Annotated in this window: 12 protein-coding genes, 1 pseudogene and 1 riboswitch; of the genes and pseudogenes, 10 read left to right on the plus strand and 3 right to left on the minus strand. The window is 70.1% G+C overall.

Annotated features, from left to right (window positions below; translation table 11 throughout):
• Nucleotides 1-713, minus strand: a pseudogene (locus GIS00_RS26630) (hypothetical protein); the annotation flags it as partial.
• Between the two features lie 523 nt (nucleotides 714-1,236).
• A complete protein-coding gene (locus GIS00_RS26635) occupies nucleotides 1,237-1,602 on the minus strand; it encodes a pentapeptide repeat-containing protein (protein WP_154771510.1) in 366 nt (121 codons plus the stop codon).
• 647 nt (nucleotides 1,603-2,249) lie between these two features.
• Between GIS00_RS26635 and metF the strand changes: the two genes are divergently transcribed.
• The 4 genes from metF to GIS00_RS26650 are packed head-to-tail and all read left to right on the plus strand — an operon-like array spanning nucleotide 2,250 to nucleotide 6,274.
• Nucleotides 2,250-3,086 (plus strand): methylenetetrahydrofolate reductase [NAD(P)H], encoded by an 837-nt coding sequence (metF, locus tag GIS00_RS26640; protein ID WP_230314230.1) that lies wholly within the window; start codon nucleotides 2,250-2,252, stop codon nucleotides 3,084-3,086.
• Between the two features lie 58 nt (nucleotides 3,087-3,144).
• A complete protein-coding gene (locus GIS00_RS26645; RefSeq protein ID WP_196073495.1) occupies nucleotides 3,145-4,677 on the plus strand; it encodes a potassium/proton antiporter in 1,533 nt (510 codons plus the stop codon).
• A 48-nt stretch (nucleotides 4,678-4,725) separates the two neighbouring features.
• On the plus strand, nucleotides 4,726-5,352 hold the full coding sequence (gene lspA / locus GIS00_RS27090; protein WP_322098495.1) for a signal peptidase II: 627 nt from the start codon (nucleotides 4,726-4,728) through the stop codon (nucleotides 5,350-5,352).
• Nucleotides 5,345-6,274, plus strand: coding sequence for an RluA family pseudouridine synthase (locus GIS00_RS26650; protein ID WP_154771512.1), 930 nt, complete (start codon nucleotides 5,345-5,347; stop codon nucleotides 6,272-6,274). The genes lspA and GIS00_RS26650 overlap by 8 nt, the downstream gene beginning before the upstream one ends.
• Before the next feature lie 30 nt (nucleotides 6,275-6,304).
• Here the strand turns inward: GIS00_RS26650 and GIS00_RS26655 are convergent, their stop codons facing one another.
• On the minus strand, nucleotides 6,305-7,828 hold the full coding sequence (locus tag GIS00_RS26655) for a hypothetical protein (RefSeq protein ID WP_154771513.1): 1,524 nt from the start codon (nucleotides 7,826-7,828) through the stop codon (nucleotides 6,305-6,307).
• Nucleotides 7,829-8,095: 267 nt separating this feature from the next.
• Here GIS00_RS26655 and dnaE point away from each other — a divergent pair, with 267 nt between their 5' ends.
• The 6 genes from dnaE to GIS00_RS26685 form a co-directional block, all read left to right on the plus strand.
• Complete coding sequence (dnaE, locus tag GIS00_RS26660; protein ID WP_154771517.1) at nucleotides 8,096-11,572, plus strand: DNA polymerase III subunit alpha; 3,477 nt, start codon at nucleotides 8,096-8,098, stop codon at nucleotides 11,570-11,572.
• Complete coding sequence (locus GIS00_RS26665) at nucleotides 11,569-12,213, plus strand: DUF2567 domain-containing protein (protein WP_154771514.1); 645 nt, start codon at nucleotides 11,569-11,571, stop codon at nucleotides 12,211-12,213. Before dnaE ends, GIS00_RS26665 begins: the two co-directional genes overlap by 4 nt.
• A gap of 180 nt (nucleotides 12,214-12,393) precedes the next feature.
• A riboswitch (SAM riboswitch) is annotated at nucleotides 12,394-12,508 on the plus strand.
• A 229-nt stretch (nucleotides 12,509-12,737) separates the two neighbouring features.
• Nucleotides 12,738-13,730: an amino acid ABC transporter permease gene (locus GIS00_RS26670; protein ID WP_322098497.1), complete on the plus strand. Its 993-nt coding sequence runs from the start codon at nucleotides 12,738-12,740 to the stop codon at nucleotides 13,728-13,730.
• A complete protein-coding gene (locus tag GIS00_RS26675; protein ID WP_154771515.1) occupies nucleotides 13,727-14,506 on the plus strand; it encodes an amino acid ABC transporter ATP-binding protein in 780 nt (259 codons plus the stop codon). Before GIS00_RS26670 ends, GIS00_RS26675 begins: the two co-directional genes overlap by 4 nt.
• Before the next feature lie 82 nt (nucleotides 14,507-14,588).
• Nucleotides 14,589-15,482, plus strand: a complete 894-nt coding sequence (locus GIS00_RS26680) for a transporter substrate-binding domain-containing protein (RefSeq protein ID WP_154771516.1) — start codon at nucleotides 14,589-14,591, stop codon at nucleotides 15,480-15,482.
• Between the two features lie 52 nt (nucleotides 15,483-15,534).
• The coding region (locus tag GIS00_RS26685) for an oxidoreductase (RefSeq protein ID WP_456094180.1) at nucleotides 15,535-16,525 on the plus strand (991 nt) is incomplete at its 3' end.

Raw genomic sequence — 16,525 nt, forward strand, 5'->3', positions numbered from 1 at the left:
CCATCGACATCGACATCGACGTTCTCCATGGGGCCGGGACTTTCACGGTCGGCGTCGCTGTCCCTTTCAACGTCAACGTCAACGTCAACGTCAACAGCAGCCCCGGCCCCGGCCCCGGCCCCGGAGTCGGAGTCGGAATCGGAATCGGAATCGGCCGAGCCGGGGACCTCAGCAGTCATGGCGACAGGAGCGCCGGCAGCGCCGCCACCGTGACCGGCCTCAGCATCGGTGGTGGCGGCATCGTCGGTGGCGTGGGCGCCGGTGGCGGCACGCTCGTCGACCACTGTTGCGGTGGAGAGGTTCTCGACACCGTCACCGTCACCGGCACCGGGGCTGCCGGGCCACAGCTCCACCTCGCCACCGACGCTGCCGCGGGCGGCGGTGGTGGCGGGATCGTCTTCCTCGGGCAGTGTCGGGTCGGGGCGGCCCGCGGCCGGATCAGGCCCGGGCGGGGCGTCCTCACGGCCACGGCGCCGGCGGGAGCGGAGCTCTCCCTTGGAGTACTTGGCCAGCTTCGCCGCGGGACCGGCCACACCGGGCACCGACAGGGCGGCCATCAGTTCCAGCTGCTGCGCCTGCACCCGCGCGACCAACGCCTGCCCGGCAGCGATCCGGGCCACCAACTCGCGGCCACCCAGCTCACCCACCTGCAGCCCCTCGAGCAGATCGACCGCGACCACCCAACCCAGGCCGTGCTCACCGGCAACGATCACAGCGACCTCCCCTCGGCGACGTCAGCGGCGCCCCCGCGCCTTCTCCCACTACAGTACCTGATCACAACCTACAATTCGAACACAAGAACGATCGGGACTGAATGTTCACCCTTTTGCCGATGGTCGGGAACCGTTGCTAGAGGGCATCTCTCGCGCACGCCACCAACAAGCGGTTCGGTGTTCGCCGACAACGCCTGCTGTGGAACCCATCCAGTGGTAGCAGAACGCGCCGACAGTCGGCATGGGCCGTCGTGAGCGGGTCGGTCGCGTTGTCCTTCGTTCATCCCGCACCCGATGCCCGAACCTCGTCATCTTCACTGTCCCTCTGCGTTCCGGCAGACTCTGTGACTCACAAGGACGGTGTACTTCATGGCACCGACACTGCAGGTGTCGCAGGGACCCTCACCCTTCACGGCGCAGTGAGGGTTCAGTCACCTGCGGATCTTTCCGAGGGGACCTGAGGCAGATCTCCGCGGGGAAGGGCGAACAGCTCCGATGTGCCGTTCTGAACAGGTGCCTGCAGTCAGGTGCCGACACCGCCCTCCTCGCAACGACCTTCGCTCTCGGCCGTCCACTGAGAGTCCCTCGCGCTGCCAACTCTTCGGTCGACATGCAGTGCGTCCCAGCGCTGTCGACCGCAGAGCCGGACGCGGCGGTGCGCACAGGATGAAGCATCACACCCGTGGACCGAGCGGCGATGCTGCTGCATGCCGAACAGCATCGCGCAGAACAGGATCGTGCCGAACAGGATCGTGCCGAACAGGATCGCGCCGAACAGCATCGCGCCGAACAGCGTCGCGCCGAACAGGATCGCGCCGAGCAGCGTCGCGCCGAACAGCGTCGCGCCGAGCAGCCGTCGCCCCGAACAGTCCTGCGGAGCGGAGTGCATCCACCTCGGCAATCGAACCCGGTGACCACACCGCCGGAGCGGTCTCCGGGATGCAGCGACAGAACCAAAGGGTCGGGCAGCAATCAGTGGGAATCTCCACGGCCTCGGACTTGTCGGTCACCGCACGGACCTGGTGTGGCCGGCGGCCGGTACCTCGATCATCGTGATCACGGATTGACGCTCCACCTGCAGCGTGGGCGGTGCAGCGGACGGCATCGCGACCCGGTACCGCTTCGGGAGAAGCGGGTCACCTGCGACCCGGCCCTGCGATGCGGCACAGCGGTTGAGCCCGACCTGCGACCCGGCTCTGCGAATCGGCGGCCGGTCGGTTCAGCGACCCGGCTCGGCGACCCAGCAGCTGCTGTGGGGACCCGCTTCCGGGGAAACGTGTGACGACGGCAACGGGCCGCACCCACCCGCACCTCGGCGACCTCGGCGGCCACGTCGCCGCACCCCGGCGCCCAGACCACAGCGCCGCACCACAGACGATGCAGAACGCAGCCGGTGAAGCGTGACCTGCGAAGCCCGTTCGCCCAGGGCCGAGCCGGGGATCGCGGCGCTGTCGGGGCCGGGCAGTAGTCTCTTGCCTCATGGTGACCGTCCGCGACCGACTAGCCGCGCCTGGTCCGCATTTCTCGGTGGAGTTCATGCCCCCGCGGAGCGACGAGGAAGAGGCCTCGCTCTGGCTTGCCGTTCGCCGGCTGGAACCGCTGCAGCCCGCGTTCGTCTCGGTGACCTACGGTGCCGGCGGCTCCCGCCGCGACCGCACCATCCGGATCACCGAGCGCATCGCGACCGAGACCACCCTGCTGCCGGTCGCGCACCTCACGGCCGTCGGACACTCCGTCGCCGAGCTGCGTCACGTCATCGGCTCGTACGCCTCCGTCGGCGTCCGCAACATCCTGGCCCTGCGCGGCGACCCGCCGGGGGAGGACGTCACCGCCGAGTGGGTCAAGCACCCGGAGGGCGTGGAGTACGCCGAGGAACTGGTCGCGCTGATCAAGCGGCTCGGCCCGTTCTCCGTCGGCGTCGCCGCCTACCCGGACATGCACCCCCGCTCGCCGGACCCACAGTCCGACATCGAGTTCTTCGCCGCGAAGGTGCGGGCAGGTGCCGACTACGCCATCACACAGATGCTGTTCTCCGCGCAGGACTGGGTCGGTCTGCGTGACCGGGCCGCATCCGTCGATGTGGACATCCCGCTGCTGCCCGGGATCATGCCGGTCACCTCGTACCAGCGGCTGATGCGGATCTGCGAGCTGTCCGGGCAGAAGGTGCCGGACGACCTGGCCGCCCGCCTGCTCGAGGTCAAGGGTGACGCCGCCGCCGGTCGGGCGATCGGCATGGAGCACGCGATCGACATGGCCCGGAAGCTGCTCGACGAAGGCGCACCGGGGCTGCACTTCTACACGTTCAACCGGTCGAAGGCGACGGTCGAGGTCCTCGAGGCGCTCGGCTGGGCGCCCACCCCCGCCCGCACCTGACCGACGGCCCCACCGACGGTCACTGTCCCGCAGCAACGATCGCCAGGAGGGGGAACGGATGGAGTTCGACGTCGTCGAACGGGCCTTCGGTCTGTCCTCCGCGGTGCTGCTGCTCGCCCTGCTGGCGATCCGCTTCTCCCGCAAGCTCGGCATGCCCTCGCTGCTGCTCTACCTGGGCATCGGCCTGCTGCTCGGCAACCGCGGACTCGGCCTGGACTTCGGCACCACCGAGGCGCACACCATCCTCACCGAGAACCTCGGCCTCGCCGCCCTGGTCTTCATCCTGGCCGAGGGCGGGCTGACCACCCGCTGGTCCAACGTGCGCCCCGCTTTGGGGCTCGGCATCGCGCTGGCCACGGTGTCGGTGATCGTCTCCATCGTGGTGGCCGGGGCCGGCGTCTACTTCCTGCTCGGCGACGCCCTGAACCTCGACTGGAGGACGAGCCTGCTGTGGGGAGCGGTGCTGTCCTCGACGGACGCCGCCGCGGTGTTCTCGGTGCTGCGCGGGGTCGGGGTGAAGCCGCGGCTCGCCGCTGCCCTCGAGTTGGAGTCCGGGCTCAACGACGCCCCCGTGGTCATCGCCGTGCTGCTGCTCGCCGGAACCACCACCATCACCTGGACCGACCCGCTGCTGGTCGTCTACGAGCTGATCGCCGGCGGCGCCATCGGCCTCGCCCTCGGCTTCGGCGGTGCCTGGTGGTTGCGCCGCGGCGCGCTGCCGGCCGCCGGTCTCTACCCGCTCGCCGCCCTCGCACTGATCGGCGGGGCGTACGCCGCCGGCCAGTACGCGCACGCCTCCGGCTTCCTGGCCACCTATGTCGCCGCCCTGGTGCTCGGCAACTCGCAGCTGCCGCACCGCGCCTCGACGCTGTCCTTCGCCGAGGGTTTCGGCTGGATCGCCCAGATCGGCCTCTTCGTGCTGCTCGGTCTGTACGTCGACCCGGCCGGGCTGCCCGAGGCGCTGGTGCCGGGCATCCTGATCGGGCTGCTGGTGCTGCTGGTCGCCCGGCCGCTGTCGATCATCGCCGCCGCCACACCGTTCGGCCTGAAATTCAAGGAACAGGCGTTCCTGTCCTGGTCCGGGCTGCGTGGGGCGGTGCCCATCGTGCTGGCGCTGATCCCGCTGATGATCCGCAACAACGAGCAGTCCCGGGACTTCCTCAACATCATCGTGGTCATCGTGGTGATCTACACGCTGCTGCAGGGCACCTCGCTGCCCTGGGTCGCGCGCAAACTCGGGGTGATCCAGACCGGCCAGGCCACCGAGATCGAGATGGAAGCGGCCCCGCTCGAGCACATGAAGGCGCTGGTCCTGCAGGTCACGGTGCCGGCCGGGTCGAGGATGCACGGCGTCTACCTGTCCGAGCTGCGGCTGCCGGCAGGTGCGGTCATCTCGCTGCTGCTGCGGGGCGACACCCCGATCCCGGTGGCGCCCACCGTCCGGCTGCAGGCGGGGGACCAGCTGCTGATCGTCACCCCGGAGCGGCTGCGGTCCGCGACCGAGAAACGCCTGCGTGCGGTGACCCGTGGCGGCGCGTTGGCGAACTGGTTCGGCGAGCGCGGCGAACCCGGATCCGGCCCGGCGCACTGAGCTCCCGAGTGGCGCGATCATCCCTCCGCGTTTGGAACACTGTGAGGCGTGACCGACACCGGCGGACCTGCGCCCGACAGCACCGACAGCGACGTGCCGGCCCCGGCGCAACCCCCGCGGCGGATCGGGATCCTGGCCGCGCTGGCGCTGCTGGTCGTCGTGCTGGACCAGATCGTCAAGGTCATCGTGGTCGCGAACCTGGAGCCGGGGGTGCCGCACCGGGCACTCGGCGGGCTGGTCTACTTCACGCTGATCCGTAACCCCGGCGCCGCGTTCGGGCTCGCCGACAGCATGACCTGGCTGCTCTCGCTGATCGTCATCGCGGTGATCGTCTGGATCATCCGGATCGCCGGGCGGCTGCGGTCGACGATCTGGGCCGTCAGCCTCGGCCTGATCCTCGGCGGCGCGGTCGGCAACCTGATCGACCGGATCTTCCGCGCGCCCGGATTCCTCCGCGGGCACGTGGTCGACTACATCTCGCTGTTCGAGACGGCCGGCCAGCACTTCGCGATCTTCAACCTGGCCGACATGGGCATCACCTTCGGCGGGGTGATCCTGGTGCTCGCCGCGCTGCTCGGGGTCGAGGTCGACGGGCGGCGCACCAAGGACGTGGAACGGGAGCGCGCGGAGCAGAAGAGTGCGGAGCAGAAGAAGGACGAGCAGGCGGATGGCTGAGTCGCGGGCGTACCACGTCCCGGACGGGCTGGCCGGCCTGCGGGCGGACGCCGGGATCGCCCGGCTGCTGGGGCTGAGCCGGACGGCGGTCGCCGCCATCATCGACGCCGGCGGCGCCACCCTGGACGGACGCCCACTGGTCCGGTCGGAGCGGCTGGTCGCCGACGGTCTGCTCGACATCACGCTGCCGGAACCGGATGTCGCGCCGACCGTGGTGCCGCAGATGGTCGAAGGTCTGTCCATCCTGCACGAGGACAACGACATCGTGGTGGTCGACAAGCCGGTCGGCGTGGCCGCCCACCCGAGCCCGGGCTGGTCGGGGCCGACGGTGCTCGGGGCCCTGGCGGCGGTCGGCGTCCGGGTCACCACGTCCGGTGCCTCCGAGCGCCAGGGCATCGTGCAGCGGCTCGACGTCGGGACGACCGGCGTCATGGTGGTCGCGAAGAGCGAGCACGCCTACTCGGTGCTCAAGGACTACTTCCGCCACCGCCGGGACGTGGAGAAGGTCTACCACGCGGTGATCCAGGGCTACCCGGACCCGAGCACCGGCACCATCGACGCCCCGATCGGTCGACATCCCAAGTCGGACTGGAAGTTCGCGGTGATGGCCGGCGGCCGGGAGAGCGTCACCCACTACGAGACGGTCGAAGCGTTCCGGTCCGCGACCCTGGTCGAGGTGCACCTGGAAACCGGCCGCACCCACCAGATCCGGGTGCACTTCTCCGCCCTGCACCACCCGTGCGTCGGCGACCTGACCTACGGCGCCGACCCGGTGCTCGCGGCGAAGGTTGGCCTGGACCGGCAGTGGCTGCACGCGCGCAAACTCGGCTTCGTGCACCCCGAGGGCGGGCAGTGGGTCGAGTACGTCAGCCCCTACCCGGCAGACCTGCAGCATGCGCTGGACGTGCTCCGGGCGCCCTGATTCAGACCCGCCACCGTCAGGCCGAAACAGTCAGACCCGCCACTCCAGGGTGTGCTGGGTCAGGTCCGGCCGGACGCTCCACCGCACGGCCGCCACCATCACCGGCGGCGGGAGCAGGAACAGCGTCCACCCGGTGCTGGTCGCGCCGGCCGCGATCCCGACCTGGTGGGCCGGGTGGCCGGGCACCGACATCGGTGCCTTCGGCAGCGGCCGCCCGTCGAACCCGATCAGCACCAGGTACAGGTCCGGCAGCGACTCGTGGTCGATCGGGCCGGCGTTGTGCACCGCGGTGCGGACCAGCACCGCCCGTTCGGTGCCGTCCATCCGGTAGCCCGCGTTCGACAGGATCTCGTCCGCCGGATCGATGACGTCGAGCAGTGACACCGTCAGGCGCTCGCCGAACAGCCCGGTCGTCTCCAGCGGCGGGAACGACGGTGCGGCAGGGGGTGTCGCGTGCCGCGGAGCCGCCGGGTCGGGGACCGCGGTCGGTCCGGACGACGGCAGGGGTGGTGGGACGAACGGCGGCATCGACAGCGGCGCGAGGTCGGGGATCCGCGGGCCCGCCGGGACCGGAGGCACAGCGGGCGCTGGGGGTACAGGGGGTGCGGCGGGGAGCGCCTCGTCGAAGTGCCATGTCTGGGTGGCGCCGGGGTCCTCCTGCAGTGCTGCGGGAGCGGGGGGCTCGGCAGCGGGTTCGGGTTCGGGATCGTCGGCGCGGGCCCAGGAGGCGGTGCCGGGGATGCCCCAGGTGCCGGCGCCGGCCGGCAACGGGGCGGGTGTCGGTGCGGGTTCAGGTGCCGGTTCGGGGGCGGGATCCTCGGCGGGGGCGGGTGTCTCGGTGCCTTCGGGGGAGGTGGGGGTGCCGAAGGGGAACTCGCCCAGCGGCACCGCTCCGGCGATCGCCTGCTCGTGCGGCGGGACCGGGGAGGTCGGCGGGACCACACCCGGCGGGATCGCGGCCGGTGACAGCGCGGGGAGGGGTGCAGCCGGGAGGGGCGGTGCGGGCATGGGCGGGGCGGGGTCCGCGAAGGGCTGCGGGACCGGGGTGAACTGCTGGGGCGGCACCGGGTCGGCGAAGGGTTGCGGAACCGGGGTGAAACCGGCGGGCACCGGCGGATCCGCCGGCGGGAAGGGCGCGTTCTCCGGCACCGGGGCCTCGGCGACCGGGGGGTCGGCGGGCGGGAAGGGGGACGGGACCGGCTTCGCGAGGTCGGGTGCCGCCTGGGGGACAGACACGGGAACAGGCACGGCGACGGGGACGGGACCGGAGGGGGACGGCGCCGGGCCCTGGAACGCTCCGGTGACCGGGCCGGCCTGCGCGATCCGCCACAGCGCCTGCCGGTCGCCCTCGGCGATCAGCCGCAGCGGCATGCCGCGCTCGGCCATGGTGAGGAGCCGGTCGACGGCCTCCCGTGGACTCATCCGGGCCCGCCAGGCGGCGTCGTCCAGCCGGACGAAGTCGTTGTTGATGAGCTCGGCGAGGATCCGCAGATCCGCGGTGTCCGGCACGGGCCGCCCGCCGGGTCCGCCCGGCGTCGGGGGAGGAGTCGTCACGCCTCCGGACGCTACCCGGACGGGGCGCCCACCGGCAGGACCTTCCGGGCAACACCGACGACGAGTCCGTCGGCAACCCGGTCGGCAACCCGGTCGGCGAACCGGTCCGGCCGGACTGTCGGTGGCGACTGTTAGAACATCGCTGGGGGATGATGGTCGGGTCCCGCGGGCGGGACCGTTGGGCAGTGCGAGAGGCAAGGGGTACACGTGTCGGGTCAGGGTTCCGGAGACTCCTTCGTCCACCTGCACGTGCACACCGAGTACTCGATGCTGGACGGGGCCGCCCGGCTGGGCGGGCTGTTCGAGCGGGCCGCCGAGATGGGCATGCCGGCCCTGGCAATGACCGACCACGGCAACGTCTTCGGCGCGTTCGACTTCTACCGCCAGGCGAAGTCGGCCGGGATCAACCCGATCATCGGCATGGAGGCGTACGTGACGCCGGGGACGTCCCGGTTCGAGCGCCGCCCGGTGCGGTGGGCGGACGGCGGCGAGGACGACGTGTCCGGCGCCGGCGCCTACACCCACATGACGCTGCTCGCCGAGAGCACCGAGGGCATGCACAACCTGTTCCGGCTGGCCTCCCGGGCCTCGCTGGAGGGCTACTACTACAAGCCGCGCGCCGACCGTGAGCTGCTGCAGCAGTACTCGAAGGGCATGATCGCCACCACCGGGTGCCCGTCCGGCGAGGTCCAGACCTGGCTCCGCATCGGCGATTACGCGAAGGCCAGGGCCAGTGCCGCCGAGTTCCGGGACATCTTCGGCGCGGAGAACTACTTCCTCGAGCTGATGGACCACGGCCTGGGCATCGAGACCCGGGTGCACGAGGGCCTGCTGCGCCTCGGCCGCGACCTCGGCCTGCCGATGATCGCCACGAACGACCTGCACTACGTGGACGAGGCCGACGCCGACGCGCACGAGGCGCTGCTCTGCGTGCAGTCCGGCAAGACCCTGGACGACCCGAACCGCTTCAAGTTCGACGCCCGGGACTTCTACCTCAAGACGCCGAAGCAGATGCGCGACCTGTGGCAGGGCAAGTACGAGCTGCGCGAGGCCTGTGACAACACGCTGCTGATCGCCGAGCGCTGCTCGGTGACCTTCGACGAGGGCGCGTCGTACATGCCGCGGTTCCCCGTCCCGGAGGGCGAGGACGAGACCTCCTGGTTCGTCAAGGAGGTCGAGCGCGGCCTGGTCGCCCGGTTCCCCGACGGGATCCCGCCGGAGGTGCGCAAGCAGGCCGACTTCGAGGTCGGTGTCATCACCCAGATGCGGTTCCCCGGCTACTTCCTCGTGGTCGCCGACTTCATCAACTGGTCGAAGAACAACGGCATCCGGGTCGGCCCGGGGCGTGGGTCGGGTGCCGGGTCGATGGTGGCCTACGCCATGCGGATCACCGACCTGAACCCGCTGCAGCACGGCCTGATCTTCGAGCGGTTCCTCAACCCCGAGCGCGTCTCCATGCCCGACTTCGACGTCGACTTCGACGAGCGCCGGCGCGGCGACGTCATCCGGTACGTCACCGAGAAGTACGGCGACGACCGGGTCGCGCAGATCGTCACCTACGGCACCATCAAGGCCAAGCAGGCGGTCAAGGACTCGGCGCGCGTGCTGGGCATGCCGTTCTCCGTCGGCGACCGCATCACGAAGGTCATGCCGCCCCCGGTGATGGGCAAGGACGTGCCGCTGTCGAAGATCTTCGACCCGTCGCACAACCGGTACAACGAGGGCGGCGAGTTCCGTGCGCTGGTCGAGTCCGACGTCGAGGTGCGCCGGGTCGTCGACATGGCGAAGGGTCTGGAGGGACTGAAGCGGCAGTGGGGCGTGCACGCCGCCGGCGTGATCATGTCCTCGCACCCGCTGCTCGACCTCATCCCGATCATGAAGCGGGAGCAGGACGGCGCGATCATCACGCAGTTCGACTACCCGACCTGCGAGGGCCTCGGCCTGATCAAGATGGACTTCCTCGGGCTCCGCAACCTCACGGTGCTCGACGACGCCCTGATCAACATCAAGGCCAACCGTGGCGAGACGGTGGTCCTGGAGGATCTCGAGCTCGACGACAAGAAGACCTTCGACCTGCTGGCCAAGGGCGACACCCTGGGTGTCTTCCAGCTGGACGGCGGGCCCATGCGGGCGCTGCTGCGGTCGATGCGACCGGACAACTTCGAGGACATCTCCGCGGTCGGCGCGCTGTACCGGCCGGGCCCGATGGGCGCCAACTCGCACAACGAGTACGCCGACCGGAAGAACAAGCGCAAGCCGGTCATCCCGATCCACCCGGAGCTGGAAGAGCCGCTGGCCGAGATCCTCGGCGACACCTTCGGTCTCATCGTGTACCAGGAGCAGGTCATGGCCATCGCGCAGAAGGTCGCCGGGTACTCGCTCGGCCAGGCCGACCTGCTGCGCCGCGCCATGGGCAAGAAGAAGAAGTCCGAGCTGGACAAGCAGTTCGAGGCGTTCTCCGCCGGCATGGCCGAGCGCGGCTACTCGGGTGCCGCGGTGAAGACCCTCTGGGACATCCTGCTGCCGTTCTCCGACTACGCCTTCAACAAGGCGCACTCGGCGGCCTACGGGCTCGTCTCGTACTGGACCGCCTACCTCAAGGCCAACTACCCGTCGGAGTACATGGCCGCGCTGCTCACCAGCGTCGGCGACGACAAGGACAAGTCCGCGATCTACCTCGCCGAGTGCCGCAGCATGGGGATCACCGTGCTGCCACCGGATGTCAACGCCTCGGAGAAGAACTTCGCCCCGGTCGGCACCGACATCCGGTTCGGGCTGTCCGCCATCCGGAACGTCGGTACCGGGGTGGTGGCGTCGATCATCGCCTGCCGCAAGGACAAGGGCGCCTACACCAACTTCTCCGACTACCTCAGCAAGGTCGATGCGGTCGCCTGCAACAAGAAGGTGATCGAGTCCCTGATCAAGGCAGGGGCTTTCGACTCGCTGAACCACCCGCGCAAGGGCCTGCTGATGCGGCACGTCGAGGCCGTCGACTCGGTGCTGGCGCTCAAGCGGGCCGAGGCCGAGGGGCAGTTCGACCTGTTCGGCGAGCTGAGCACGGAGGACTCCGCCGACTCGTCGCTGCACATCGAGATCCCGGACACCGAGTGGGACACCAAGCTGCGCCTCGGATTCGAGCGGGAGATGCTCGGGCTGTACGTGTCCGGACACCCCCTGTCCGGGGTCGAGCATGTGCTGGCCTCGCAGTCGGACGCCTCGCTGCCGGACATCCTGGACGGCACCATCCCGGACCGGGCCACGGTGACCGTCGGCGGCATCCTCACCGGTCTGCAGCGGCGGCTGACCAAGAAGGGCGATCCCTGGGCGTCGGCGACGCTGGAGGACCTGGCCGGCGGGGTGGAGGTCGCCTTCTTCCCGAAGGTCTACTCCGAGTTCGCGTTGTCGCTGGCCGAGGACGCCGTGGTACTGGTCAAGGCCCGGGTGTCCCGGTCCGACGACCGGCTCAGCCTGCACGCGCAGAGTGTCACCGTGCCGGACCTGACCGTCTCGACCAACCGCGGCCCGATGCAGGTGACGATGAACGCCGCTCGGTGCACACCCCCGGTGGTCGACCGGTTGCGGGACGTCCTGCAGGCGCACCCCGGCACCACCGCGGTGCACCTGCGGCTGCTGTCCGGCGGCCGGACCACAACACTGCGGCTGGACGACGGGCTTCGCGTCACCCCGACCTCCGCGCTGATGGGTGACCTCAAGGCCCTGCTCGGAGCGGACTGCCTGGCATGAGCGCACCCGACACGACGCCGATCCTGCTGGCCCCGGAGGCCGGCCGACGCAAGCTGGACCCGGCCCGCGAGTTGCTGCACTGGCGGTCCGGCGCGACGGTGCTGGTCGCTGCCGTGCTGGCCGGCATCGTGCAGGCACTGCTGTGGGCGATGGTGGCGCCCGGCGAGCAGTTCGTCGTCTACAAGGACGGCAGCTACCTGCCGCTGCCGACCGAGTCGCCGCGCCAGTTCACCGCTGTCGCGATCATGCTGCTGCTGTCGGTGGCCGCCGGCGCGGCGCTCGCCGCGGCCGCCTGGGCCTGGCGCAGCGTCCGCGGCACCGCCATGCTGCTGACGGTCGGGTTCGCCGGCGCGGTCGGCGCGTTGACCGCCTACCTGCTCGGCCCGGTGATGACCGACGGCACCGATCCGGCGTCGATCGGGGCGTCCGCCATCGACCAGCTGGTCACCGCCGAGCCGACCGCGGGCAACGCGATGGTGATCCTGCTGGAACCGCTGATCGCGATCGCCGTCTACACGTTCCTGGTCGCCTGGCACGGTGAGAAGGACCTGGGAACCGGTCTGCCGCAACCGCTCCCGGCCGTACCGCAGGGCCCGCAGACACCCGAGATGGTGACCTTCGGGCCGCAGGGCCGCCCCTGAACAACCGGTGGGCGACCCGGGCGTGATGAGGATTACGTGGCGTCGATCCACCGGATGTCTGCGTGTGGTCTGACCTCGGTCGACGGTGTGGCACGGCTGTCGTGGAGTACGGCCGGCCGGGAGTCGGGAGCTGTTGTCCGGCTTGACCCGCTCGCGCGGGGATCCCTATCGTCGGTCGCAGGTCATGAGTGCCAGCACGAAGCCCCGGCTTGCTGGCCGGCAACCCTCCGCCACGGTGGGGTGCCCCGGGTGACGACCAGGCCGCGCGCCGTTCGGCGTGCCGCAAGCGTGGACGAGGAGTGGACATGGCCGAGCAGACCGTTGCTTTCCGTGGCTGTCGCCGTCTGCACATCGACCTGATGCGCGCCGCTTCCTCTTCCGCCTGCTGTCCCGGTCACTGATCCGGATCCCTCACGCGTCGCGCCGCTCCGCCGGTGGCCGACCCGCGGGATCCGCACAGGGAAACAGCAGCACACCGCTCGTCACGGTCCCGCCGACCGCGAGCCACCCGAGAAGAGGACCTCGTGCCGCCCAGCGCGAAAGCAGTGACCCCGCAGTACCTGTCGAAGGAGCCACCCGCCGCCGGTATCGGTGCGGATGATGCCGACCTCGCCGCGGCGGTGGCCGCTGCGTCGCGTCCGGTGGTGCGCCGCCGTCGGCCGGGGATGTGGGTGCTGACGGCGGTGGTGCTGGTCCTGACGGTGTTCTCGGTGCTCTCCGTGGCCAAGAACCCGGCGATGGAATGGTCGGTGGTGGGCGACTACTTCTTCTCCTCGTCGGTGCTGGAGGGGCTGTGGCTCTCGGTCTGGGTGACGGTGCTGGTGACGGTGTTGTCGCTGCTGCTGGGCGCGGTCCTGGCGGCGATGCGGCTGTCGCAGCAGCCGGTGCTGCGCGGGCTGGCGTGGGGCTACGTGTGGATCTTCCGATCGGTACCGCTGCTGGTGCAGCTGTTGGTGTGGTTCAACATCGGCTACCTCTACCCGAAGTTGTCGTTCGGCATCCCGTGGGGTCCGACGTTCGTGGAGGCGCCGGCGCGTGAGGTGATGACCGCGGTGCTGGCGGCGCTGCTGGGGTTGACGTTGCACGAGACCGCCTATGCCACCGAGATCATCCGGGGCGGCCTGCTGTCGGTGGATGCCGGGCAGCGCGAGGCGGCGCACGCGCTGTCGCTCTCGCCGCTGTTCACCTTCACCAGGATCGTGCTGCCGCAGGCGATGCGGGCGATCCTGCCATCAGCAGGCTCGTTGTTGGTGGGCACGCTGAAGGCGACGTCGATGTTGTCGGTGATCGCGGTGGCGGACCTGTTGTACTCGGTGCAGATCATCTACAACCGGACGTTTCAGATCATCCCGCTGCTGACGGTGGCCTGCATCTGGTACCTGATCGTCACCTCGGTGCTCTCCGTCGGCCAGTGGGGGATCGAGAAGCACTTCGCTCGTGGCACTTCCCGTACGGTCGGCCGGCGGAACCTGTGGCGGAGTCGCACCACCCGCACCTCACAGGCGGTGGAGGCATGACCGCGGAGCGTCCGGTGATCCGGATCCGGTCGTTGACGAAGTCGTTCGGTGCGTTGCGGGTGCTCAAGGGGGTGGACCTGGACGTCCGCCGCGGCGAGGTGGTGTCGTTGATCGGCGCGTCCGGGTCGGGGAAGTCGACGCTGCTGCGCTGCATCAACGGACTGGAGGACCCGGAGTCCGGCCTCATCGAGGTGGACGGCGCGTTGATGGGCCGGGAGCTGCGCGGTGGCCGGATCCACGAGATCCCGCCGCGGCGCGCCCGGGCGCAGCGGGCCGAGGTCGGGATGGTGTTCCAGAGCTTCCACCTGTTCGGGCACCGGACGGTGCTGGAGAACGTCATGCTCGCACCCCGCCATGTGCGTCGGGTGTCGCGGGACGCGGCCCGGTCCTCGGCGATGGAGCAGTTGGAGCGGGTGGGGTTGGCGGACAAGGCCGGCAGCTACCCGCGGCAGCTCTCCGGCGGCCAGCAGCAGCGGGTGGCGATCGCGCGGGCGCTCTGCATGCGTCCGACGGTGATGCTGTTCGACGAGCCCACGTCAGCACTGGACCCGGAGCTGGTCGGCGAGGTGCTGGACGTGATCAAGGGCATCGCCGCCGACGGCGCGACGATGATCATCGTGACGCACGAGCTGGCCTTCGCCCGCGACGTGTCCGATCAGGTCGTCTTCCTGCACAACGGCTCGATCCTCGAATCCGGTGCTCCCGAAGCAGTTCTCGGGAATCCCCAGCAGGACCGCACCCGCGAGTTCCTGCAGCGCTACACCGGGGCGGCCTGACCCTCCCGGCTTCTTCTCCCGCGGCGACGCCCCCGTCGCCCGCGGTTCGTGTTCGACCCATCGATCGACAAGGAGCACCACCATGTCCGCGCTCACCCGTTTCCGGCGCACGCCCCTCATCGCAGTCCTCGGCGCGGCCGCGCTCGTCGTGACCGCCTGTGGGTCCGACAGCTCGACGGCCACTTCCAGCACTTCGGTCGCGGGCTCTGTCGCGTCGTCGGCGGCGTCCTCCGCAGCGGGGGAGGCGTTGACGTTGTCGGCGACCACCTACCGGGACTGGACGCCGGCGGCGTACGAGAACGAGTCCGGTGAGCTGACCGGGTACTTCACCGAGTTGGAGACCGCCGCCGCGACCGCCGCGAACTGGACGCTGGAGTGGGAGACGCCGGCGTTCGAGGCGGTCATCCCGGGCGTGCAGTCCGGGAAGTACGACCTGGGCGGCGGTGTCGACATCACCGCGGAGCGGCTGAAGGTGATCGACATCGTGTCGGTGATCCGGGTCGGCTACACGTTCCTGACACTGGCCGACGGCGGCGCCGAGGTCGCCGACGACACCACGGCGCTGTGCGGGGTGCGGGTCGGCGCGGTGGCGGCGCAGGCGTCCTTGGAGGAATTGGGCGAGATCTCCGACGCGTGTGTGGCCGCCGGCCAGCCCGCGGTGGAGATCTCCACCTACGCCAACGATTCCGCCGGGCTGTTGGCGCTGAAGTCGGGCAACATCGACGTGCGGACGATCAACACCGCGGAGGGCGGGTTCTTCACCAAGGACCAGCCGGAGTTCAAGGTGACCGGTCCGGTGATCACCCAGGTCGACGCCGGGATCGCGTTCGCGAAGGGCAGCCCGCTGGCGCAGCAGTTCGCCGACGCGGTGAACAAGACCATCGAGGACGGCAGCTACGCCAAGATCCTCGAGTCCTACGGCGCCGAGCAGGTCGCCATCACCAAGTCCGAGGTCAGCCCGGCGCCGCTCACCTGAGCCAGACCCGTTCGTCGCAGTTCCTCGTTGTGCCGTCCTGAAAGGTGTTGTCGTGTCACAGGTTCCCACGTCCGTGTCCGAGTCCGGGTCGCGGTCCGGGGAGTTCCCGGTGTTGTTCTCGCCGGTCGTGGTGGGGCCGCGGGTGTCGCGGAACCGGATCATCAATTCGGGGCACGGGACGTCGTTGGCGCCGGGGCGGCACAACGAGGAGTTGTTCCTGTATGAGGAGACCCGGGCGCGGGGTGGTGCTGGGATCGTGACGACGCAGTCGCAGTGGATCAACCAGGGCGCCGGTGATTTCGACGTGCGCTACGAGGTTGCGTCGGGCGCGTACGACGAGTTGGCGTCGCGGGTCCATGCGGGTGGGGCGTTGTGTTTCATCCAGATCAACCATCCCGGCCGGCAGGGGTTTTTGGGGCCGCGGAACCGGGAGTACGCGGTCGCGCCGTCGCAGGTGCCGGGCCGCTTCTACGGCGGGCAGGTGCAGATCCCGCATGCCATGTCTGAGGCGGAGATCATGGCGGTGATCGAGGATTTCGCCGGGTCGGCGGAAGCGATCACCACCACCGCGGCCGACGGGGTGGAGATCCATTTCGGTCACGGGAATCTGGTGCAGCAGTTCCTGTCCCCGCACACCAACCGGCGCACCGACCGGTGGGGCGGCTCGTTCGAGAACCGGACCCGGTTCGCGCGGGAGGTGATCGCCGCGATCCGCGACCGTATCGGCGGCGACAAGGTGGTGTTCGGCGCGCGGATCAACGGCGCCGCCCCGGGCGACCCGGCCGAAACAGCTTTGCTCAATGATTTCGCGGCGATGTTGCTGGACATGGACCCGGGGCTGCGGCTGGACTACCTGTCGGTCACCGGCGGGCATTTCTCCTCCGCCTGGGGCACCTCGTTCAACCTGCCCGATTCCTCGTTCCCGCCGGCGTTGTGGGAGTCGCAGGCCCGCCGGGTACGGGAACAGGCTCGGGATCTGGGGGTGCCGATCTTCCAGGTCGGCCGGATCCTGGGCCCGGCGCTGGCGGAGCGGCTGCTGGCCT

This window comes from Nakamurella alba (assembly GCF_009707545.1).
GTDB classification, from domain to species: domain Bacteria; phylum Actinomycetota; class Actinomycetes; order Mycobacteriales; family Nakamurellaceae; genus Nakamurella; species Nakamurella alba.